Source organism: Nodosilinea sp. AN01ver1 (assembly GCF_050565655.1).
Classification (GTDB): domain Bacteria; phylum Cyanobacteriota; class Cyanobacteriia; order Phormidesmidales; family Phormidesmidaceae; genus Nodosilinea.
In genome coordinates this window covers 1-19,652 of record NZ_JBNXVS010000072.1, presented here as the reverse complement: position 1 = coordinate 19,652, position 19,652 = coordinate 1, and the positions used below count along the sequence as shown (strand labels likewise).

Sequence of the window (19,652 nt, the reverse complement as noted above, 5' to 3'; positions counted from 1 at the left end):
CTCGGGGTGGGTTTGGGGAACCGTAGCAGGGGATGGAGGAGAAAGATGCATAGAGCCTAAGGAAAAGATGAATCAGCCTGAAACTCTAGCATCTTCAGCCTTCCTTGAGAATGAAATGGCCCTGAGTGACTATCTGCTTTATCAAAAATGCCCTCGACAGTACATGCTGTTCCGAAAATATGGCTTTGTCGCGTCTCGTTCCCAAACTCAGATGTTCGGCAACATCGTTCATCAGACCCTCGAAGACCTCCACCATTTGTTGATGTCAAGGAGAGCCCAAGCATGACCGATCAAGAGATTGAATCTGCGATCGCAGAGATGTTCGAGCAAAACTATGAACTGCTTCAGGCTGAGGGGGGCCACTCTCTTACCCAGGACACCAAACGGACCGCACTTCAACAGGTAATGCTTTACTGGCGCAAAATGCGGGATATAGCTGAACGGGTTACAGAGACGGAGGTAAAGTTGACGTTACCCGAACAGCAAACTCCAAAGGGCCGCAAGTATTCCATTCATGGGGTTGTAGACATCGTGCAGGAAGACGAACGCACGGTGATGTACGACATCAAAACCCATGATGCCGAGTACGTTGAATCGAACATCAGCGACTACGAGAAGCAGCTCAACATCTACGCTCATATTTGGCAGAACCTCCGAGGACAGCCCCTAGACCAAACCGCCATCATTGCAACGGCTTACCCCAAAGAGGTGAAGCAAGCGCTCAATGCTGAGGACGATGTAGCCCTAGAGGCAGCATTAGAGCAGTGGGAGCCCTTAGTAAACATCCCATTTGACCAACAGCACGTTGACGACGTGATCTCTGACTTTGGTGATGTTGTAGACGCTATTGAAGATCGACAGTTTACGCCTCCATCTGCGACCCACTTAGGGCAACAGTACAAGACCAAAGGCAGGGAAAGACGGTTTGCCACCCAAATCTGTAGCAACTGTGATGGCCGTTTCTCCTGTTCGTCCTATCGAGCCTATACCCAATCCAACCGAGGCAGCGATGCCAGCTTCAATCGCTACTTCAGGGAATTTGATTCGACTGACCAGGAAGAATGGCTGAGTGCCAACCTAGAAGCCGATTTAGAAACCTAAGCCTACAACCATTCTGCCGCTAAATACAGGACTACCTCAAGCTATGAAAACAATTGCGGTCTATCACAACAAAGGCGGGGTTGGGAAAACAACGCTAACCGTTAACCTAGCTGCATCCTTTAGCCGAAAGGGCTATCGAGTTCTACTCATCGACCTAGATAGTCAGGCGAATTCGACCTATGCTACAGGGCTGATCAAGTTTCATGATGAGCTTCAGGATGATATCAAAGAGAACTACGTTTATCACGTCATCCGAGAGCGGAATGCTTACTTCATTCCTGATGTAGTAAAACAATCCAAGTTCACGGATCCTCCCTTTGATGTCGTGCCCAGCCATATTGATTTGATGCAGCACGAGAAGGAACTTATTGAGATTGCCCCTGCCCGTACGCGGTTGTTTAGCAAGCTCCAAAGAGATGCCGGTGCCTACGATATCGTGATCATAGATACCCCTCCTTCTCTAAATATTTACTCCCAGATAGCACTTATTGCTGCCGACTACCTGCTCATACCCTCTGACCTAAAACCCTTTGCCAATGAAGGTTTGAGAAACATACAGAACTTTATTGCTGAAACTAACGAGTTTCGGGAGCAAATCGGACAAGATTCTCTTCAGATTCTGGGGATTGTGCCATCCAAAATTGCTACAGCCCATCGTTTCGTAGAGTTTGTCTTACCTCGAATGGAGGAAACCGTCAGGGGACGTTACGGCTTTCCAGTACTAAAGAGCCGCATCTTCGAACGTAGAGACGTATCGGCGGCGATAGAACGCACTTTGGAAGTGGGTGAAATCGACATTCCAGATCCTCAGTCCATCTTTGATTACAAACCGGACTCACAGGCTGCTGAGGAATTTGAGGCACTGACTCAAGAAGTGATGCAGTTGGCAGGGATATAGGAAAGACTATGGAACTACAGACTTCCCAGGTAGACCTTGATAGCATTGAAGTCAATAGCGACTTTCCCCCCACCGATCCTGAACAGGTGACGTATCTAGCCCATGCCATCTCATCCGTGGGTGGCCTGATTCAGGTGCCGGTAGTAAAGCAGCTCGACTTGGAAACCTATGAACTGGTACATGGCTACTTCGAGTACCAGGCGTACCTGAAAGCACGGGAAATCAGCCCTGATCTGCCGGATCGGATGCGGGTGTTCGTCATCACTAAGAAGAACCAAAAGGCTATCCAGCAGCAGTTGGAGGTATTTGAGACACTGGCTGGCGGAAAGCCATCACCTGATAGTAATGGGACAGTTCCCCCTGACCTGGCGATTAAGCTGAACAACCTGGTATCAGCCGTAGAGCTGCTTCAGAAAGATGTGAAGACCTCGGCAGCAGAGAGCAAAGAAGCTATTCTAGAGGCCATCGATGAGCGGTTGCCCAAACCATTGCCACCGCTAGAGTCTTTCAACCAAATCAATGAGTCCCATGTAGCTCGGCAGACACTAGATAAGCTGAAAGCTGCTTTGGGAGACAGTAAGGCTCAGCAGATTGTCCAGAACCTCCAGAAATATCGGAAGAAGAAGCCGGAACAGCTGCTCAGTAGCTTTGCTGAGGTGATTGAAGCTGTTGGGAAAGACAGCAGGGGTAGACGCTACCTGACTGAGAACAGTGTGCTCAAAGTCATTGACGGTTGGTAAAATCAACCAATTTATTTCAAATACAATTTGCTTTTCTTAAGGAGAAAGAAAAATGTCTGAACCCAAAATCTCTAGGGCTAAGGCTGACTTCCAAATGATGCTTTGGGAAAAAGAAGCTGAGAACACATCAAGCGTTGATCTCTATTTGAAACTACAAAAACTTGAGTTACCAGAAGAAGTTGCTTCACGGCTTCATGGCTTACTTAACCACACACATAAAATCGGGAAAAAAGTTATCCAAATCGGCAAAATCGTTTTGTTAAGGATAATCGATTTTGTAGAAAAGAATTTGTTTTTGGTTGCTGGCATTGGTGTTGGCGTTTTAATAGGTGGAGCTGTATCTAGTCTTATTGTCTCATTACCCATAATTGGGGCCATGCTAACTCCACTTGCGGCAATCTTACAAATAACAGCTGTTGGCAGTGGTATCGTATTGGGCCATGACATAGATAAGGTTTTACCAAATGTTGGCAAAAGTGTTTCTGAAATTGCAAGAGAATTTTTCCATTTTTTGGTCGATGTGTTCATTGCAATTCTTGATTCTGACAATACTTCCCTTATGCAGGCATAGGTGCCAACTATGAGTCAAGATAAAACAACTAAGAAAGAACTTCTTCAGGCGATTGAAAAACTTGAGAAGAATCCCCACGATAGGATAAGAATTCTAGGTGAGTTGGGAATTGCAGGTATTGGTGCTGGAGCTGCTGGGGCAGCAGCAGCTATACTTGGTTCTACTTCTATTGCAGTCCCCGTCGTTACTGCACTCACTGGCTTTACTGTAGTTGCTGCTGCACCTGTAGCTTTAGTCGCTGGTGCGACTGTTGCTGGCGCAGCAGCAACATATGGGCTAGCAAAATTAGCCTTTGGGGGAGCGTTTCAAGAAGGGAAGCGTTCTGAAATCAAGAAAAATTTAATTGCAAGGCTGAAAGAAATTGAGGCTAAGGAAAGGCAAGATGAATTGGGTGAAATAGACAAGACTAATTTCATGGTCTTTTTGAAAGAGCCAATTCAAAGCAATTTTATAACTACTGAACAAGCAGAGAGCTTAATGCAGCTTGTCGAGTCTGGACGAATGGAGATTCAAGAGGCTTACAATCATCTATATTCACTCATAAGCGAAGAAGAAGCAACGCCTGAAAAAGACAAAAGCTGATCAACCCCAAGGAGTTAAAAGTTAATTCAACAGCCAATAGAAGCGACCCTCACCATGAGTGCCTCTATGCTTCTATCTTTCTGATTTCTTTGCTGAGTTTCATGAGTATTTATGGATGAATTTGTTCGCAAAGCAGCTGGTATTGGTCTGCCTATCATTGTTCTACTCATCACAATGGCGACAACTGGCCTGACGGGAGCCGCCGCAATTACTGCCTCCCTCGCGTTGTTAGGCCCAGGTGGCATGATTGGAGGCATTATCCTACTTAGCATCATTGGCTTAGCAGCCGACATGCTCTCTAAGTTTGGGCTCGATGCTTTACTGGTTGCCATCTATACAGAGCGTCAGAGAAATGGAGAATCTACCCAGAAGTTACTCAATGAAATCAAAAAGTTGCCTATCTCCGCTGATTTGAAACGGAAGCTGAGAGAAGTGCTCACTCCTCAGCGAGCATAAGACTTACTTAGGTTGAAGGTTAGGTATGAGGGGTGGTAACCAGTGGGATGATCTCTTAGTACAGGCTAAGACAAAAGCTGTTATATTAAGTCCGGTCAATTAACCTAAGAATTATAGGTCGCTAATCCTTGTCCACATTGAGTTCATAGTAAGGTCGATTAAGCGAACTTGATATTAGAGGCGTTGCGATTGTTGATGGAATAACCTGTCACCTGATTAAGGATTATGGGGCAGTGCAAGGAAATTATTTGGAATTATTAGAACAACTAAATGTAAATGGCACCCAACCTAATTATCATTGACACAGAAACAACTGGTGTTGACTATCAGAAGGATAGCGTGATTGAGATCGGGGCAATACTATACTCGGGTGAGCTTCAAACTGTAATTACCCAAACTTCGTTCTTACTCTATGCCTCTGACAACCCTGCTGAGGCAATTAACCATATACCATCTAAAGCGTTAGTCAATCTTCCAGAACTGATGGAAGCAGGAATGCTTTACTTGCTTAAAGCTCTTGCAGTTCAAACATCCTATGCTGTAGCACACAATGCGGAATTTGACCGTCAGTGGTTCGATGGAGAGAAACTTCCCATTTTAATAGGTAAAGATGCCAAGCCAATTCGGTGGCTCTGCTCAATGAATGATATGACTTGGCCTAAACAAACAAAGCCCAGAGAGTCTTTAGTTAGCCTTGCTTTGCATCATGGAATTGGCGTGAGCAGCGCTCATAGAGCTTTAACTGACTGTCAATTGATAGCTGAGCTCTTTAACCGAGTAACTCATGATGAGTTTGTCAATCTTGTCGCTCAAGCATTACGACCGAAAGGATTATTCAAGGCAGAAGTTTGTTTTGAGCAGAAACAGTTGGCTAAAGATGCTGGATTTCAATGGCACCCTGAAAGTAAGGAATGGAAGAGATTAATGGCTATTGAGGATGCAGCAAGACTTCCATTTAAAGCTATCCTGTTGAGTACTAGTACCATCTAGCTCTCTGCCAAGAGGCTCTGTTATATAGTCTGCACTAGGGCAATGGCTCATCTACTGATTAATGGGGATGGGTGGGGCCAACCATCCTATGAGTTTTTTGGATTACTTGTAATCCACGATTCTTATTCTTGGAGTTTGCGAAAACCAATGGCTCAGGAACGTAACCATCAAAATAATAAATTTATCAATATCGGATCTATAGGACGGGGACTTTTAGTAAGTTCTATCTGCTTAGTAGGCATAGCCGCAATATTAGCTTACTTGCCTAAAAAAATAAACCTTCAGAACAATTCATATTGGACTAACCTCTTTTATAATCTCTCATCTGCTTTTGCGGCATCAGCCGTATTAACTCTTACCTTGGAATTCGCTAATAACTATCAAAGAAATAAAGATTTAAACGAAGCAATTGATGAGATGCAGCGAGCAACTACAGACAGTATACTAGAAGAAATGATTGGAGACAAATTAATTTTAGAGGAGGTTAAGACTCATATTCTCAAGCAGAACTTGATTCGCAAAAACTTTCGAATCGTTATTTCCCTAAGTCAAGACACTGGCCCTTATAATTTTTTGATGAGAGATTTACTTTCAAGCTATTCAATTTATAACCTGACATCCCAAGTAGTCGTATATTCTTTCAAGATCTTAGAAACAAAGGAAAATGAATTTTTAAGGCCAGGTTCAACAGCGATCAAGAATGCTTCCTATTACATAAAAGATTCTCAAGGAAAAACATTCAAGTCTCGAACATATAATGAGTCAGAAATTAAAGGCTTAGCTGAAATATCAGATGCTTTGCTGAAATTTGAGGAGCAAGTAGAGATTCCACCTAGGTGTTATGGAGAGTTTAAGTTTTCTAGTCAGTCACTCTTGCGACCTGACGTGATTGATCCTATTGTGACCTTAGTTTCTACAACAGATATGGAAATTGATCTGAATTTTCCTTTTAATACCGAGGTTGATGTTTTTGGAATACATCCAGATCCAAAGAAATTTGAAATGCAGTTAAGCCAGAATAATTTTAAAAGATGGAGAGCAGTCGGTTTACTTCCTGGCCAAGGAATTCTCTTGTCATTGAAGAGTCTCAATTCTCAAGAAATATATCCTAAATTGCCGCCGACATTGGAAGATATGATGGAAGAGGTAAAACAAGGTGTGATTGGCTCTGAGTGAATTCAGAGAAACTTAGTATTTATTTAAGGCAGCCTACACTATTCTCAAAAGCCAAGGTTAGTGTTCTAAGTACTTCTATCCTTTAATGCACAATCCTGAGCAGTTTTTGACAGGTAATAGTAAAGTGCAAGTTGTGGCTTCTTCCGGAGTGGTCTAGCCAACAAGGAATCAAGGTATGATTCACTGGCCACTATCCAAATGCCCAATTCCATTCAATCCCACCACCTCAAACCTCTCAGCCGTCACCCCAAACACTGACACCGAAGCATTCTCCAGGTCGTAGCGAAAGCTTGACTCCCTGGGCTCATTCAGTAGCAGCGGAAACAACGCCCGCAGCAACCCTCCATGAGCCACCACCGCCACTGACTCAGATAGCCCCCGCCAAGCCTCAACACAGCTCATCAACCGCTGCTCCATCTGCTGCCAGGATTCGCCCCCAGGAGGCACAAAGGTAAATCGTTCCTCCAGCGACATGGGCTTCAACCGTTCATGGATCTGCGACCACGCCTCCCCTGACCATTGGCCCCAGTTGCGCTCTCGCAGTGCCTCAGAGCATTGCAGGGGCACTACCAGGCCATCAGCGACGATCTGGGTTGTCTCTAGTGCCCTGGCCTCTGGAGAACTTAGCAACGATCGCACCCCATACCCCCGACACACCTCCACCAGGCGCGAGGCTTGCCAGCGGCCTGTCTCGTCAAGTCCTGCACTGTCCTGCTGACTGTGAACTCGGCCCTGGGTGTTGAGGGCGGTTTGACCGTGGCGAATGAGCAGTAGCTTTGGCCGATTAAGTTTTCCAGTCATCACACTTCAGCAGAGGCTAGGGTTTCAGCCAGCTTGCGCTCACGGGCAAACAGAAACAGCGGGAAGCCAAACCCAAAGGACACCAGGAAGATAGAGGCAATGTAGAGGCCCCACAGTTTCATCTTGAGCCGTCGCCCTTCTGTGACGATCAGCACAATCGCGCACAGGGCTGCAACCGTCACATCCACCCCAATGAAGCTAGAGGCAGGGTTGGCGTACACCTGGTCGATGAAGGTCGGTAGGTCAAAGTTCAGCAGATTAGTAGCGGTAAACTCCCCTTTAGTAGCAATGGTGAACTGCACCAGGTAGTAGTTCGTCCAGACGAAGCCGATCACAGTCAGGGCAGCATAGATGATTTGGCGAATGAGCGTTCCAGGCATTAGATCTTCGGTTAAATCAACGCCTCTATTGTCACTGCTTTAGCCCTGAAACTTCGCTATCCTCGCTAGAGCAGCCTCAATAAAAAGCATGGCAGATTGGGCATTCAAAACCGAGTTTGATCTAGAAGAATTTGTCTGGGCCAATCTAGAGCCATTGTTCAACCTCAAGCCCTTGGCCCGCCAGTACAGCATCAGGGGGCAAATTTGCGACATCTTGGCCACCACCCCAGAACAGCAGCTTGTCGTCCTCGAACTCAAGAACGTCTAAGATCGCTATGTGGTGCAGCAGCTCACCCGCTACTATGCCAGCCTGCGCCAGGTTCAGCCTTTTGCCGAGCAGGTCAACTACAGCCAACCCATCCGCCTGGTAGCGATCGCTCCCACATTCCACGCTCACAACCACATCGACCGGGAGTACAGTCGTCTCGACCTTGAGTTTTACCGCTTCAATATTGCTGGCGACGGCGATCGCTTCAGTTTCCAGCTTGTCAATGCTGACTCAGCCACAGGGACAACGGTTGAGGTAGACCCCAAGTTCCATCCCTATCTACAGCCAGCAGAGGCAGAGCCAGCGCTAACTACACCAGCGCAGGTCATTGGGCGGCCACCCAAGTCTTTGCGGGCACAGCTAGAGCAGATGGCTCCAGAGCAGGCAGAATTGGTATCGGCTCTGCGACTTCAGATCCTTGAGTTTGATGAGCGTATGAAGGAGGTAGGCCGCTCCAGTCGAACGCAGTACGGCTTGGCTAAAGGTGAGAAGGAGATCTACAAAACCAAGCTTTGTGCTGAATTTTTGCCATTGATGGGGGGTAGCTTGCCCGAGTTGTACCTAATGCTGCCTTATCCGAAGAAGGAGTTTGGGGCACCAGGTCGTACATACAAAAAAGAACGAGTTAAGGGGTTGGCCTGGGCAGGTATCTCGCTATGGTTTAAGGAGAAGAATGTCACCTTTTATCTAGGGAAAAGCCGGATGAGCTTTAGCTATCAGTTTTCCGGTAGTGCCCTTATGTAAAGGACAGAGAAAAATAGCCTCAGTCTGGCAGCTTTCCGGTTGCAAGCTTCTGGCAAAGCCTGATTATTCTCTATCCTTTAAGAAATAGGACTACCAGTTTTCCTATGGAAGCTATGCCAAGCTCTGTGAGCCGTTGCTAGGCTATCTGCCACAGCTTGAGTCTTGTGAAGATCTGGTTGCTCTGGCCTTAGCAGAATGGAGCCAGGTAGTAGGAGAGTAAATCTTCACCTTCCTACTGCGCTGGAAAACTAAACATCTGCACCGCATAGATCTCAGTCCCTGTAGGCGAGGCCACGATTCCATAGCCAAAGGTGGTGTAATGCGGGGTCAGTAGATTCTCTCGGTGGCCAGGGCTATACATCCACCCCTTCTGGTATTCCTCGACCAGGCCAAAGGAGAGGGCCATCGGCATTCCTCCCTTCTGCTGCATGATGTTCTCCCCTGCCCCAGCCTGACCCCCCAGCGCTCGAAAGCGGTCTGAGGGGTTTTGACCATCGGGGTTAACGTGATCATAGAACTGGCGGGTCAGCATGTCCTCAGCGTGTCTCTGGGCCACCTGAGAGAGCAGCGGATCTTCGACCAGGGGCGGCAGACCATTCACCTGGCGATCGCGGTTCACCAGCGCCAGCGCCAATACTCTAAGTTCGGGCAGCGGCTGATGGCCCAGGCGAAAGCTCCATTGAGTCTGGGGTTGCCCAATCGCCCAGCCAGGGCCACCCGCACCATTGCTCTGAAAAAACAACTGGTGTAGCTGCACTACGGCATAGCTGCCAAACACCAGGGCAGAGAGAACTACTGCCCAATGAGGCTGAGCAGCGGGATAGTGACGAACTATTGATCGGCTGGAACGACGATACTTTGGCATCTGCTTCTCATCAATTGAGTGTTAACGGAGCAGATTTCGGTAATAAGTATTCATATGCTCACGGGCTGCTGGATCAGAGGGAAAGCTACGGGTGGTAAAGTCCATACCGTCGCTTGATTTGATGCGTAGATATACATCTCTAGCGTTGACGCGCCAAACTTCCATCGTGTATCTCACGTTGCCACGGTTAGCTTGATTGTTAAAGATTCGGTTGCCATCCGTCCTAATTGTGCTGGTCAAATGCTCACAGGCTAAACCATCCCTATCGTCATCTAGAGAAGCTGGTGCAGTGCCCATATAGTAATGCCATTGGGCTTCTGGCTGAGTCGCAAAGGCAGAGCAGGTTGTACCTGCATAGGGAGGTAGGCTTTGAGCATTAGCCACTGCTCCGCTGAGAAAGGTCAAAGATAGAGAGGATATCTTTAATGCACTAAACAGTATATTTTTCACTAGAAATGTTCATGAAATGCTTCTGTCTTATTGTTCCCAGAAAGAACAAACTATTCTCAGCTTTTGATTAATCGGAAAGATTTTTACAGATTCAAAAACAAAACCTCTAAGATCAGCGGCAGTCTCGGAGGTTGCGAATTCAGGGTGCAGATTTGTATGGGTTGCAATCTGCTGTTGCTTGCTGTAGCTCTATAGTGCCCAGGTGCAGGGGTGTGATCGCACAGCCTAGATTATTTCTACACGATTTACTACCGACATTCCATAAGCGGATCTAGATTCTGATCTTTGTGGGCTTAATTACAGTGAGAGCCCTGGGAGAAGTAGGCAGGACGACAAGGGCTTATAAACCTAGCTACTAACGGAACGGAAAAACTAATAGAGTGTTTCCCTGACGACCAATAATCACAACTTTTTGGCCTTCCGAAATGTTTAGCGCCTTGTCATTTAGATGCAGCTTTGCAGGCCAATTAACCGCTTGGAATTCAACCCTTCCAGAACTACTGGCGGTGATGGACTGGGTCGCTATCCCTTCGACTGGATAAGTGAAGAATTCTGATCTTGGAGGCCCAAAGAGGTTCATAGCAGTTCTCCATAGAGTAGTTGAAGCTTTTTTAGAGGAATTTTTGAAGACCTCATTAAAAGGGCAGACCCATCGCGCTAAATTAAACCCCAATAGTAGTAGTAGAGTCTCTGCAGCTAAAAGTTGAGAGACCAAACTAAGGGATGATCACGAGTCTTACCATATAAAGGATCTGCCTTGAAAGAAATCCTATGAGCACATAGGGTGCAAAACGAAGCAATAGAAGGTTCCTTTCATTTAGTTCATTTAGCAGAAGGGACATCTTCTTCTCTAGAATTAGAGGCCCAATATATGCCAAGACATATGAGACCGTAAGAGTCGTCCAGAAAGGGTACTTGTGTCCGCTTTCAAAAGGGTTAAACAGGATACCGACTTGGATTGAGGCAACCATTAAAAGCTGCTCAATAACAAGCCATTCCCGCCAAAGTCGATTTCCAATGTCTTTACTAAAGCTTGTCCTTAAGATCTGACGCTGCCCTACTAAAACACTCCAAGTTCGAGGACCGCAGACGCCGTCGGCCCGCAGAGCATGAGCTACCTGAAACTTCTTTAACTCTATTTCAGTCTGGCGGTTGAAGTGACCATCCACTTTGACCTTAAACCCATCTTTCTTCAAGAGAGACTGGAGTTTAACGACATAATCGGCAGCATCTGCTAAGTTAGCCCGGTTACCCATATACAAAGTTGGGAATAAGATCGCAGCCCATGTCAGTGGCCCTACAATTCCGTCTGAGACAAGGTTTGCAGATGTCTGAAATGACTTCACAGCTTCCTTTGTCTTTGCATCAAAACAGCCAGTCTTTGCGTCAAGGAGACCTTTGCTAATCAAGATGTCTTGGAGCTCATCTAGGGATCTTCTGAAAAAATCATGAGTATATTCTTCATGCAGGATTGGACGCATCGTAAAGCATGGTACGGACTCCGTTTTTTGACCGAATTGTCGACGGCTCTCTACAAGAGCCCTGATGATATTTCTCATATCGAAAGCCCTCATAGGTAAAACAGTTGATCCGAGCTAACCAAATTAGTTGGTGGCTCGGCAGTTATATCAAGACTTTTATAGATAGAAGATGCACCTGATAGTTAAGAAGATTGAATCTTCTACAAGAGAAAGCTCCAAACCCCACGTTTGCCGTGTATTAAAGCCTGTATTTCCATGACATTCGCATATCCTCCGGCATACTTGCGGTATAATACGCAACTTTTTATATAGGATACCTGCATTTCCTTGTGGGTATTTTACACTACTAGCGCGAGTAGCGAGCACAACTTTTTGTGGCTAGCTGTCCAATTATCTTGGCCTTGTCTCATTGTGCTGACTGCAGCGTATTGGTCTGGCTCATAATTCAGCACACCTCAGAATTAGTCAGAAGTGACAATGGGGAAGCGCTGTAATCCATGCCTGCAAAGGCTTTAAGTCACTTTCTATTTCCAGGTCGAGGTATAATTGAGGTTCAGGCCACAGATAGTTGTGGGTAAAAAGTAGCAATCAATACAAGTGAAGGGGGTATGAAGTAAATAATTGATCTCTGGATTGTTGTGTTGGGTCTTTGTAAGTTGTTAGGCTCTGCTTATCATTCGAGGGCTAACTGTGCTAGTTTGCTCTCAAATATCTCAAATAATCTAAGTCCCTCAGCTCAGGCGGGAGTGGAGACAAGCTTGATGTCAAACAATTATTCCTTCGGGTTGTCCAAAGCAACAAGATAATCAGCAGCATTTTCTCTTTGACCCTGTACTAGGATCCGGTTTGATGAGCAAGAATTCTAAGAAGAACCAAGTCATTGCCCAGATGAGGACAAAAGCGGGGCTGACCCAGGCTGAGCTTGCCCAACTTGTAGGCGTCTCTGAAAACACCATCGCTAACTGGGAGCGAGGCTCTGCTTCCAAGTGGATCAGCCACTTGATAAAGTTGTGTGGTGCCCTTAATTGCGACTTAGAAGACCTCGCTCCAGAAGAAGAGAGCCAGCATGCTGAAGTCTATAGCTTGTCAGGTCGAGACATTGAAACAGTAAGGACTTACTGTGAAGCCGTCCTTGTAAAAGACCATAAGTCTTCTTCCAAGATCGCCTCTTACGCAACTATTCATGACCCACAGCTCCGTTACTGGCTCGACCAGGCCGACAAATTAATCTATGACTTCAGAGACAAGGGGATAGACATACCCGATGTCGAGTCGTTGATAGGAGGGCTAACTTTGTGCAGTCTGACGAACAGGTTAGTCTACAGTCAGAGTGAACTCGGTACTCTGCCTAATGAGGCGTACAAGCTGAGTGCTCAGCAGTTTATGGACTGTGTAGAAAAAGTACAGTTGAGTCAAAGCTTTGTTGATAGGTATGTAGACTTAGATGAGGAAAACTACAAGAGAGGGCTAATCTTTCAAAACTGGATTCTGTCAGTCTATGTGATTGGCTGGAAGCCTAGCCATGAAGTCCCAATGCATCACCATGGTAATTCCCTGGATGCTATTAAAGTCGTACAAGGAGAAATGACCCACTGGCAGCTTTCAGAGAAAGAGGCACATGACCAAAACATTCCTTTTGAAGGCATTCAGGGTTGGTGGGAGGATGAGCGGTTTGATGCTGTTTCTCAAGTGTACAAGGCTGGTGATCTTGTCTTAGTCAATAGGCGGACAGCGCACAAGATTCAGAATTGTTCTGATGATAATCTTGTAACTTTGCACTTCAGGTTCGGAGCCCCTGCCGATGACAAAAGGTGGAAGCTTAATGTCTTAACCTTTGGCTGTGACTCATTTGGGCAGTGCCGTGTTTTTAAGCCACAGCCTATAAAGTCTCCGGAGCTAACCCCTGTCTGACTTTACTCGGGGACATTGATGTCGTGCTTGACTAGAACTACGAAGGCATAGATTTTTTAGAATTGCGCGACGATAATGGCTGTTGGCGAGACTACTTGTGTGATGTAGGTCAAGGGAGTTTATCAACGGCAGCGCGTGTATCCACTCACATAAGTTCCGTTTTTCCTGGTGTAACCACTGACATAATGGCAATTTGAACCAGAGCTGCTGGAGCCAGAATAAGATGAACCACTACCCCCTAAGCTTCCTCCAGGTCTAACGCTAGCAGCCCTGTCTCCGCAGCGATTACCAGCTCTATCTGTTTGCCAAGGGTAGTCGCATAAACCAGATCCACTACTCCCTGAAGAACTGCTGCTTGTGGTGTAGCTAGAACTTCCCCCTGAGTAAATACTGGTGGTAGATGTTGTGGTTGTCGTTATTGGCTCAATTGCAGGAGGAGTAAAAGTCAATGGCGCTGGAGCAACCGGGGCTGCAACAGCTATAGGAGCAGGGGCTATAGGGCGATTGGCCTGGAGTTCGGCATAGTTCTGGTTGTTGGCGTATTCACTCGCCTTCTCTTGAGCTAGCTGATAGTTCTCGGCAAAATCTGGCACCTGACTCATGAGAATACTTGCCTCTCTCCACTTCTCCTCGACATTGCGCCATTCTTCGGCTGTAAGGGCTTGCTGCGCGAGCCGGGAAGCTTCAGTCGCGGCGTTGACAGCCTCTGAGAAGGTGGCGGCAGCATTGGGGACAGGCTTGCCCTGCCGAGCGTAGGAAAGCGCTAGAAGGTATGCCTCTCTTTTTTCCTGAGCTTCGCCATAGAGAGAATCAGATTCTGGAATTTGCTCAATGATGTAAATTGCCTCCTGCCACCGTGCAGTTATTAACTCCCAGTCTGAGGAGGATACAGCGGATTGGGTAATATTCTGAGCGCTCTCGGCCTTCATAACGGCACTGTCCATCACCTGGCTGTAAGCGCTCTGCCCAGAGGCTTGTGCGTTCGCCTCTAGCTTTGGCTCGGGTTGAACCCCTGGCTCGGGTTGAACCTCTAAAGTCTTTTGAACCTCTAGCTCTGGTTGAACTTCCGGCGTTTCTGATGTTTCCGGAGCTATTTGGGCGATCGCTGCTTCGGCATTAACTACTTCAGTAGGCAGTGGTGGTCTTGATGACCCGGTGGCCAGCGTCGACAGGATAATAGCTGTCAGCAGTCCTACCCCGCCTACTATGGCATAAATGGCTTTGCTGCCTATGGGAGCTTTCTTTTGCCCCACAGTCGTCCTAGTGTTTTTGCGAAGAGGTTGTGGGGCCATAAATCAAGTCTTTGAGAGAATCTGACTCTACCTACTTCTTCAGTGAACCCACCTTTCCATCAGGATCATCCCCAGAACATCAAACAATTGGATAACTAGATTTTTAGCCTATGCTTTCTTCATCTAACGAGCCACCACCAGCTCATCCCACCGAGTGGTAAACCTGGGCGATCGCCACTCAGACCGCATCCTCCACCCCTGCTGAAATCCCTCCGCTGCCCAGCGCACAGTTCCCACCCCAAACCGCCGATTGAGTGAGTCCACAGCATCCATCAGCCGCCAGGCCATCTCGCGCCTGTCCTCATCTACGAACAAGCTGCCTTGGGCAATGCCAGCGGGGCTCAACTCCATCAGCATCACCCCGGCCTTGTGGTACTGGTATCCAGGTCGATACAACCGCTGTGTGGCCCTCAGCGCCGTTTGTACGATCGTCGGGGTATCGCTAGCAGGGTAGGGCAGCACCAGCGTCTCTGAGTTGGTATACTGCGGTTCACCGGGCCGAAAGCGGCTGGTGGTAATAAACACCTGCATAGTCTGGGCCACCCGGCCATCGCGCCTCAGCTTTGCCGCTGCCCTGGCTCCATAGCAAGCGATCGCCTCCTTCAGCTCAGCTAAAGACTCTACAGGCCGCCCAAAGCCCCGAGAGACACAGCAGCTCTTACGAGGCTGCGGGCATAACTCTAGGGGCAAGCAGGAGACGCCGCGTAGCTCTAGAACCGTCCTAACTCCAACGATGCCGAGCAGCTGCCGGATCAGGGTCAGGTCTGCTTGCTGCAGGTGGAGTGCAGTGGTGATGCCGTGGGCCTCCAGCCATTGAGTGAGCCGCCGCCCGATGCCCCAAACTTCAGACACCGGCAACTGGGCCAGTACCGGCTCAGGTTCTCGCAGCACACACACGCCCCCCTGCTGCTTGGCCTGGTGGTTGGCGATCTTGGCCAGGGTTTTGGTGGTGGCCACCCCGACTGAGACAGGAATGCCCGTCCACTGAACTACGGTGGCTCGAATGACCTGTGAGACTGTCTCATAGGACTGTCCCGCAAGACATAGGAAGGCTTCATCAATGGAGTAGACTTCAACCTCGGGAGTGAACATGCCCAGAGTCTCCATCACCCGCCGCGACAGGTCGCCATAGAGAGCGTAGTTACTGGAGAAGACCTGGATCTGGTGCTGTTCGATAAGCGATCGCATCTGAAACAGCGGGGTGCCCATCTTCACGCCCAGAGCTTTGACCTCATTGGATCGAGCCACCACGCAGGCATCGTTATTAGAGAGCACCACCACGGGCCTGCCCTCCAGCTTGGGGTTAAACACCCGCTCACAGGACACATAGAAATTGTTGCAATCTATGAGAGCAATCATGTGCCCCCCAGGAAGTGAATGGCCTTTGTCACTACGCCCCAAATAGCAAAGTCGGTATCGGGGTCAATCACAATGGGGGCATAGTCCGGATTCTCGGGCAGAAGCAGAATCCGCCCTGCCTCTTGGTGCAATCGCTTTATGGTTAGGTCGCCATTGACGACAGCAATGACCACGTTGCCAGGGACAGGATGCAGCGCCCGATCCACAATCAGCAGGTCGCCGCAGAAGATTCCAGCCCCGGTCATGGAGTCGCCCTGGACCCGCACAAAGAAGGTGGCAGCAGGATGGTGGATGAGATAGCGGTTTAGATCTAGCGGACCCTCAGCAAAATCTTCCGCTGGAGATGGAAACCCAGCAGGAACAGTGACGATAAACAATGCAAAAATTCCTTCAGCGCAACTGCGGTAGAGCACCTGTAAAGCCGCATGTGCTGAGGATTTGAACCTCGGAGTGGAACTCGTTAGAGCAGTATAGTACAAGCGAACCACAAAGGCTGAACTGATAATAAAAAAGCCTCCGACTAGCGGAGGCTACTTAGGGGAGAAATCGTTGTTGTAGCTTCAGTCGTAGAGGCGGCAGCGGCTGAAGTCTATCTCTGGCCCCGTGGAGCACTGTACCAACCCACGACCCGCCGCCAGAGCAGCTTTACTGGTGGGGTAGGTTTCGCCATCGGTCAGGGTAGACAGCTCTGGATTAATCACCCAGCAAAAATACTCTGTGGCCCGGCGATGGGTAACAGCCACAATCCAGTCAGAAACGGCGATGAGTTGAACTAAAGAGTCTTCTGTCATAGCTTGACCCTCCTCCTCAATTCTGGACTGGAGGTTTAATTCCAGTTATCCCGACCAAGATAGAGAACTACCTATCGCGATTTGGAACAAGTGTACTAAACTGGTTCACTAAAGACAACTGTTCTGGGGTTCAGGGGTCTTGTTCTGTACCACCGAGGGAATCATGGCAGGCCGGAAGAGCAGCAAAGCGGACGATACAGCATCCAAGAAAACACCCGAGCAGGTGGAGAAGGCAAAAGCGCTGACGATGGTGCTGGGCCAGATTGAGCGCAACTTCGGTAAAGGCGCGATTATGCGCCTGGGCGATGCTGCCCGCATGAAGGTTGAAACTATCCCCACTGGGGCGTTGACCCTCGACCTGGCCCTGGGCGGTGGCTTGCCCAAGGGACGGATCATCGAAATCTACGGCCCTGAGAGTTCGGGTAAAACAACTCTGGCTCTCCATGCTCTAGCTGAGGTGCAAAAGCTGGGCGGTGTCGCCGCGATCGTTGACGCAGAACATGCGCTAGACCCCATCTATGCCGCTGCATTAGGAGTCAACATTGACGAACTGTTGGTATCCCAGCCCGATACCGGGGAGATGGGCCTGGAGGTGGTGGATCAGCTTGTGCGCTCGTCTGCTGTTGATCTAGTGGTAGTAGACTCGGTAGCGGCGCTGGTGCCCCGTGCTGAGATTGAAGGGGAGATGGGCGATGCTCACGTGGGCCTACAGGCCCGACTGATGAGCCAGGCGTTGCGGAAGATCACCGGCAGCATTGGCAAGTCGCAGTGTACGGTCATCTTCTTGAACCAGCTGCGGCAGAAGATCGGCATCTCCTACGGCAACCCCGAAGTCACGACCGGGGGCAATGCGCTCAAGTTCTATGCCTCTGTCCGGCTCGACATTCGCCGCATCCAAACCCTGAAGAAGGGCACCGAAGAGTACGGCATTCGCGCCAAGGTGAAAGTGGCCAAGAACAAGGTGGCACCGCCCTTCCGCATTGGCGAGTTCGATATTCTCTTTGGCCAGGGTATCTCTACGATGGGCTGTCTGATTGACCTGGCTGAGCAGCACGGAGTGATCGTGCGTAAGGGGGCCTGGTACAGCTACGAAGGCGACAACGTGGGCCAGGGGCGCGACAACACGATTCAGCGGCTGCTTGAGGATGCTGAGTTTGCCCAGAAGGTAGAAGCTCAGGTGCGAGAGAAGCTGGAGATTGGCGGCGGTGCTGTAGCTGAGGCTGACGTGGAGATCGAGGTTGAGGGCGAAGAGGAAGCCTACCTGGACGAGGACGAGTAGACCCTTTTTGTCACAGTTTTTCCCCTAAAGAAAACCCCTGCCGTGGCTACCCAATAGCTCTCAGCAGGGGCTTTTAAGTAAATGGCATCTGCCTGGGCTTAGTTTGCCCAGGGGCAGGTGTGCGATCGCCTGGGCAACCCTGATAGTCATTTTTGTGCGGTCGGTATAAGAGCGAAAACAGATAATAAAAGACCTCTAGCCATAGTTAGAGGTCTTGCATACTCCAGCGAAAAAAAGGTTTAGGAAGAGATTTTAGGCAAGGAAGCCAAGCCAGTGACCGTTGGACTTGGCTTTACGAATCAAAGCTTGCCGCTCCTTACTAGAGATGCCGAAGCGATTGCAGAAATTCGTGATGATCTTAGAGTGGAGGGCGATCGCTTGTCCCCGGAGCTTATTGAATTTCGGTGTTCCCATGACATTACGAACTAACACAACCAGGGGTGCAAACATAGTGACTCTCCTCAAAAGACTTTCAAGAATTTGCCTGTAGCTTGATGGCTTAGCTCACAGCTAAGGAAACCAGTAACAGAGCCACCACAAAGATTGAAGCAAAGGCCGCTTGTGTGGCGTATCGCTGTTGCTGCTCGGGGGAGGGATGGGCGGCAAGATACATGTCAGGCTCTACGGCGTAGTTGTTGAGAATGCCGTTGTCGAGTTGCGTGGTGGTAAACATTTCAGGACCCTCCAGGGGGTAAACATTTCCTTATGTAAACTAATGTAACAGTAATGTAACAAAACAGCAACGATTTCTTGCATATTTTTTGCTTATGCGTTAACCATGTATCCGCATCAAAGCTAATTACCCTTCTGTGCTCAAAGGGACTCTTGAAGATCAAGCCCATGACAGAAGCCCCATCGAGAGTTCCACCCTCGATGGGGCTTTAGCGGGATGGGTGCCGGATTCTCGGGTGTAGAAAGGCCTCAAGTGGAACGCTGACTGCGCCGATAGACCCAGGGCATAACAGGATTCGGCTGATTCCAAACGTTCAGCTGCTGCTGCTGGGCCTGGGCCTCGGCGGCGAGTAGGGCATCATCTGTGTCGGGGCAGCTCCGTAAAAACTGCTGGGAGACAACGGTATGGCCCTCGCTGACCATCTGGAGGTTTACGTCCTGGCCACCCGCATAGACCTCGGCCACCATGCGCCCGTAGCGATCGGTGTCGGCCTCGCGGAACTGAATGATGGAGTCTCTAGGGGTGAGTTGGCCTAGGCGTTCGGTAGCTGCTGGCCCCCAAGGCGTTTGTGTTGTCTCTGGGTTAACCTAAGCCGGGAGGTCACCCTCCCGACTCGGCTTCAGAACCGTGCGTGAGATTTTCACCTCACACGGCTCCTCAACGTTAGGACTCGTGACATGAGCACTTCTACAAGAACCGTCCTGTGCAGTTTTATTGTTGCGTATTTGCATAACTTCGGCACCTAGTTGCATCAACTTCGGCACCCCCTCGATTGGCGAGGGAAAAACAGCATAGCTGGGCAGGTCAGATTCATTATGCAGTCTGTGAATAGATCGTGAGAATA

At 48.8% G+C, this 19,652-nt stretch carries 24 protein-coding genes and 1 pseudogene; 13 read left to right on the top strand and 12 right to left on the bottom strand.

The window, feature by feature from the left end; all coding sequences use genetic code 11:
- From ACQ4N7_RS28330 to ACQ4N7_RS28290, 9 genes are all read left to right on the top strand, one after another.
- On the top strand, positions 1 to 286 hold a 286-nt coding region (locus ACQ4N7_RS28330; protein ID WP_430714795.1), incomplete at its 5' end, for a PD-(D/E)XK nuclease family protein.
- Positions 283 to 1,101 carry a PD-(D/E)XK nuclease family protein gene (locus ACQ4N7_RS28325; RefSeq protein WP_430714794.1) on the top strand — a complete coding sequence of 273 codons (819 nt, stop codon included), beginning with the start codon at positions 283 to 285 and terminating at the stop codon, positions 1,099 to 1,101. The genes ACQ4N7_RS28330 and ACQ4N7_RS28325, both read left to right, overlap by 4 nt.
- 43 nt (positions 1,102 to 1,144) lie before the next feature.
- Positions 1,145 to 1,999, top strand: coding sequence for a ParA family protein (locus ACQ4N7_RS28320; RefSeq protein ID WP_430714793.1), 855 nt, complete (start codon positions 1,145 to 1,147; stop codon positions 1,997 to 1,999).
- 8 nt (positions 2,000 to 2,007) lie between these two features.
- Positions 2,008 to 2,739, top strand: coding sequence for a hypothetical protein (locus ACQ4N7_RS28315; RefSeq protein ID WP_430714792.1), 732 nt, complete (start codon positions 2,008 to 2,010; stop codon positions 2,737 to 2,739).
- A gap of 52 nt (positions 2,740 to 2,791) precedes the next feature.
- Positions 2,792 to 3,310 carry a hypothetical protein gene (locus ACQ4N7_RS28310; RefSeq protein ID WP_430714791.1) on the top strand — a complete coding sequence of 173 codons (519 nt, stop codon included), beginning with the start codon at positions 2,792 to 2,794 and terminating at the stop codon, positions 3,308 to 3,310.
- Positions 3,311 to 3,319: 9 nt separating this feature from the next.
- Positions 3,320 to 3,892, top strand: a complete 573-nt coding sequence (locus ACQ4N7_RS28305; protein WP_430714790.1) for a hypothetical protein — start codon at positions 3,320 to 3,322, stop codon at positions 3,890 to 3,892.
- Positions 3,893 to 4,003: 111 nt separating this feature from the next.
- The gene (locus ACQ4N7_RS28300) at positions 4,004 to 4,348 is read left to right on the top strand and encodes a hypothetical protein (protein ID WP_430714789.1); all 345 of its coding nucleotides are present in this window, start codon (positions 4,004 to 4,006) and stop codon (positions 4,346 to 4,348) included.
- A 276-nt stretch (positions 4,349 to 4,624) separates the two neighbouring features.
- Positions 4,625 to 5,338, top strand: a complete 714-nt coding sequence (locus ACQ4N7_RS28295) for a 3'-5' exonuclease (protein WP_430714788.1) — start codon at positions 4,625 to 4,627, stop codon at positions 5,336 to 5,338.
- A 147-nt stretch (positions 5,339 to 5,485) separates the two neighbouring features.
- Positions 5,486 to 6,514, top strand: coding sequence for a hypothetical protein (locus tag ACQ4N7_RS28290; protein ID WP_430714787.1), 1,029 nt, complete (start codon positions 5,486 to 5,488; stop codon positions 6,512 to 6,514).
- Positions 6,515 to 6,694: 180 nt separating this feature from the next.
- On the opposite strand, the gene ACQ4N7_RS28285 is transcribed toward ACQ4N7_RS28290, so the two are convergent.
- Positions 6,695 to 7,315: a histidine phosphatase family protein gene (locus tag ACQ4N7_RS28285; protein WP_430714786.1), complete on the bottom strand. Its 621-nt coding sequence runs from the start codon at positions 7,313 to 7,315 to the stop codon at positions 6,695 to 6,697.
- Entirely contained in the window at positions 7,315 to 7,695 is a 381-nt protein-coding gene (locus ACQ4N7_RS28280) for a DUF2834 domain-containing protein (protein ID WP_430714785.1), read from the bottom strand. The genes ACQ4N7_RS28285 and ACQ4N7_RS28280 overlap by 1 nt, the downstream gene beginning before the upstream one ends.
- Positions 7,696 to 7,783: 88 nt before the next feature.
- Between ACQ4N7_RS28280 and ACQ4N7_RS28275 the strand changes: the two genes are divergently transcribed.
- Together ACQ4N7_RS28275 and ACQ4N7_RS28270 are read left to right on the top strand one after the other, a co-directional pair.
- Positions 7,784 to 7,963 carry a hypothetical protein gene (locus tag ACQ4N7_RS28275; protein ID WP_430714784.1) on the top strand — a complete coding sequence of 60 codons (180 nt, stop codon included), beginning with the start codon at positions 7,784 to 7,786 and terminating at the stop codon, positions 7,961 to 7,963.
- Between the two features lie 9 nt (positions 7,964 to 7,972).
- Positions 7,973 to 8,707, top strand: coding sequence for a hypothetical protein (locus ACQ4N7_RS28270; protein ID WP_430714783.1), 735 nt, complete (start codon positions 7,973 to 7,975; stop codon positions 8,705 to 8,707).
- Positions 8,708 to 8,939: 232 nt separating this feature from the next.
- On the opposite strand, the gene ACQ4N7_RS28265 is transcribed toward ACQ4N7_RS28270, so the two are convergent.
- The 3 genes from ACQ4N7_RS28265 to ACQ4N7_RS28255 all read right to left on the bottom strand — a co-directional run bounded on the left by ACQ4N7_RS28265 (position 8,940) and on the right by ACQ4N7_RS28255 (position 11,503).
- Positions 8,940 to 9,572, bottom strand: a complete 633-nt coding sequence (locus tag ACQ4N7_RS28265) for a CAP domain-containing protein (protein WP_430714782.1) — start codon at positions 9,570 to 9,572, stop codon at positions 8,940 to 8,942.
- Between the two features lie 805 nt (positions 9,573 to 10,377).
- A complete protein-coding gene (locus ACQ4N7_RS28260; RefSeq protein WP_430714781.1) occupies positions 10,378 to 10,602 on the bottom strand; it encodes an NfeD family protein in 225 nt (74 codons plus the stop codon).
- A 136-nt stretch (positions 10,603 to 10,738) separates the two neighbouring features.
- The gene (locus ACQ4N7_RS28255) at positions 10,739 to 11,503 is read right to left on the bottom strand and encodes a peptidoglycan-binding domain-containing protein (RefSeq protein WP_430714780.1); all 765 of its coding nucleotides are present in this window, start codon (positions 11,501 to 11,503) and stop codon (positions 10,739 to 10,741) included.
- An 849-nt stretch (positions 11,504 to 12,352) separates the two neighbouring features.
- Here ACQ4N7_RS28255 and ACQ4N7_RS28250 point away from each other — a divergent pair.
- Positions 12,353 to 13,414: a helix-turn-helix domain-containing protein gene (locus ACQ4N7_RS28250; RefSeq protein WP_430714778.1), complete on the top strand. Its 1,062-nt coding sequence runs from the start codon at positions 12,353 to 12,355 to the stop codon at positions 13,412 to 13,414.
- Positions 13,415 to 13,536: 122 nt separating this feature from the next.
- Here ACQ4N7_RS28250 and ACQ4N7_RS28245 read toward each other — a convergent pair whose 3' ends face one another.
- The 4 genes from ACQ4N7_RS28245 to ACQ4N7_RS28230 all read right to left on the bottom strand — a co-directional run bounded on the left by ACQ4N7_RS28245 (position 13,537) and on the right by ACQ4N7_RS28230 (position 16,856).
- Positions 13,537 to 14,706 carry a hypothetical protein gene (locus tag ACQ4N7_RS28245; RefSeq protein ID WP_430714777.1) on the bottom strand — a complete coding sequence of 390 codons (1,170 nt, stop codon included), beginning with the start codon at positions 14,704 to 14,706 and terminating at the stop codon, positions 13,537 to 13,539.
- A 123-nt stretch (positions 14,707 to 14,829) separates the two neighbouring features.
- Complete coding sequence (locus tag ACQ4N7_RS28240; protein ID WP_430714776.1) at positions 14,830 to 16,065, bottom strand: Y-family DNA polymerase; 1,236 nt, start codon at positions 16,063 to 16,065, stop codon at positions 14,830 to 14,832.
- The gene (locus tag ACQ4N7_RS28235; protein WP_430714775.1) at positions 16,062 to 16,442 is read right to left on the bottom strand and encodes a LexA family protein; all 381 of its coding nucleotides are present in this window, start codon (positions 16,440 to 16,442) and stop codon (positions 16,062 to 16,064) included. The genes ACQ4N7_RS28240 and ACQ4N7_RS28235 overlap by 4 nt, the downstream gene beginning before the upstream one ends.
- 183 nt (positions 16,443 to 16,625) lie before the next feature.
- Positions 16,626 to 16,856, bottom strand: a complete 231-nt coding sequence (locus ACQ4N7_RS28230; protein WP_430714774.1) for a hypothetical protein — start codon at positions 16,854 to 16,856, stop codon at positions 16,626 to 16,628.
- A 163-nt stretch (positions 16,857 to 17,019) separates the two neighbouring features.
- On the opposite strand from ACQ4N7_RS28230, the gene recA reads away from it, so the two are divergent.
- Positions 17,020 to 18,135, top strand: a complete 1,116-nt coding sequence (gene recA / locus ACQ4N7_RS28225) for a recombinase RecA (protein WP_430714773.1) — start codon at positions 17,020 to 17,022, stop codon at positions 18,133 to 18,135.
- Positions 18,136 to 18,387: 252 nt separating this feature from the next.
- Here the strand turns inward: recA and pgr5 are convergent, their stop codons facing one another.
- From pgr5 to ACQ4N7_RS28210, 3 genes and pseudogenes are all read right to left on the bottom strand, one after another.
- Positions 18,388 to 18,585: a cyclic electron transport protein PGR5 gene (gene pgr5 / locus ACQ4N7_RS28220; protein WP_430714772.1), complete on the bottom strand. Its 198-nt coding sequence runs from the start codon at positions 18,583 to 18,585 to the stop codon at positions 18,388 to 18,390.
- Between the two features lie 49 nt (positions 18,586 to 18,634).
- Complete coding sequence (psb34, locus tag ACQ4N7_RS28215; RefSeq protein ID WP_430714771.1) at positions 18,635 to 18,808, bottom strand: photosystem II assembly protein Psb34; 174 nt, start codon at positions 18,806 to 18,808, stop codon at positions 18,635 to 18,637.
- 248 nt (positions 18,809 to 19,056) lie between these two features.
- A pseudogene (locus ACQ4N7_RS28210) lies at positions 19,057 to 19,377 on the bottom strand (thermonuclease family protein); the annotation flags it as partial.
- Positions 19,378 to 19,652: the final 275 nt, after the last annotated feature.

What these genes read in the sequence shown, in the direction of transcription:
- ACQ4N7_RS28285 (WP_430714786.1), bottom strand. Translation starts at nt 7,315, where the DNA reads ATGACTGGAAAACTTAATCGGCCAAAGCTACTGCTCATTCGCCACGGT.
- ACQ4N7_RS28245 (WP_430714777.1), bottom strand. Translation starts at nt 14,706, where the DNA reads ATGGCCCCACAACCTCTTCGCAAAAACACTAGGACGACTGTGGGGCAA.
- ACQ4N7_RS28260 (WP_430714781.1), bottom strand. Translation starts at nt 10,602, where the DNA reads ATGAACCTCTTTGGGCCTCCAAGATCAGAATTCTTCACTTATCCAGTC.
- ACQ4N7_RS28250 (WP_430714778.1), top strand. Translation starts at nt 12,353, where the DNA reads ATGAGCAAGAATTCTAAGAAGAACCAAGTCATTGCCCAGATGAGGACA.
- ACQ4N7_RS28325 (WP_430714794.1), top strand. Translation starts at nt 283, where the DNA reads ATGACCGATCAAGAGATTGAATCTGCGATCGCAGAGATGTTCGAGCAA.
- ACQ4N7_RS28290 (WP_430714787.1), top strand. Translation starts at nt 5,486, where the DNA reads ATGGCTCAGGAACGTAACCATCAAAATAATAAATTTATCAATATCGGA.
- ACQ4N7_RS28320 (WP_430714793.1), top strand. Translation starts at nt 1,145, where the DNA reads ATGAAAACAATTGCGGTCTATCACAACAAAGGCGGGGTTGGGAAAACA.
- ACQ4N7_RS28240 (WP_430714776.1), bottom strand. Translation starts at nt 16,065, where the DNA reads ATGATTGCTCTCATAGATTGCAACAATTTCTATGTGTCCTGTGAGCGG.
- ACQ4N7_RS28230 (WP_430714774.1), bottom strand. Translation starts at nt 16,856, where the DNA reads ATGACAGAAGACTCTTTAGTTCAACTCATCGCCGTTTCTGACTGGATT.
- ACQ4N7_RS28280 (WP_430714785.1), bottom strand. Translation starts at nt 7,695, where the DNA reads ATGCCTGGAACGCTCATTCGCCAAATCATCTATGCTGCCCTGACTGTG.
- ACQ4N7_RS28300 (WP_430714789.1), top strand. Translation starts at nt 4,004, where the DNA reads ATGGATGAATTTGTTCGCAAAGCAGCTGGTATTGGTCTGCCTATCATT.
- ACQ4N7_RS28275 (WP_430714784.1), top strand. Translation starts at nt 7,784, where the DNA reads ATGGCAGATTGGGCATTCAAAACCGAGTTTGATCTAGAAGAATTTGTC.
- ACQ4N7_RS28310 (WP_430714791.1), top strand. Translation starts at nt 2,792, where the DNA reads ATGTCTGAACCCAAAATCTCTAGGGCTAAGGCTGACTTCCAAATGATG.
- ACQ4N7_RS28305 (WP_430714790.1), top strand. Translation starts at nt 3,320, where the DNA reads ATGAGTCAAGATAAAACAACTAAGAAAGAACTTCTTCAGGCGATTGAA.
- ACQ4N7_RS28315 (WP_430714792.1), top strand. Translation starts at nt 2,008, where the DNA reads ATGGAACTACAGACTTCCCAGGTAGACCTTGATAGCATTGAAGTCAAT.
- psb34 (WP_430714771.1), bottom strand. Translation starts at nt 18,808, where the DNA reads ATGTTTACCACCACGCAACTCGACAACGGCATTCTCAACAACTACGCC.
- ACQ4N7_RS28295 (WP_430714788.1), top strand. Translation starts at nt 4,625, where the DNA reads ATGGCACCCAACCTAATTATCATTGACACAGAAACAACTGGTGTTGAC.
- pgr5 (WP_430714772.1), bottom strand. Translation starts at nt 18,585, where the DNA reads ATGTTTGCACCCCTGGTTGTGTTAGTTCGTAATGTCATGGGAACACCG.
- ACQ4N7_RS28255 (WP_430714780.1), bottom strand. Translation starts at nt 11,503, where the DNA reads ATGCGTCCAATCCTGCATGAAGAATATACTCATGATTTTTTCAGAAGA.
- ACQ4N7_RS28265 (WP_430714782.1), bottom strand. Translation starts at nt 9,572, where the DNA reads ATGCCAAAGTATCGTCGTTCCAGCCGATCAATAGTTCGTCACTATCCC.
- recA (WP_430714773.1), top strand. Translation starts at nt 17,020, where the DNA reads ATGGCAGGCCGGAAGAGCAGCAAAGCGGACGATACAGCATCCAAGAAA.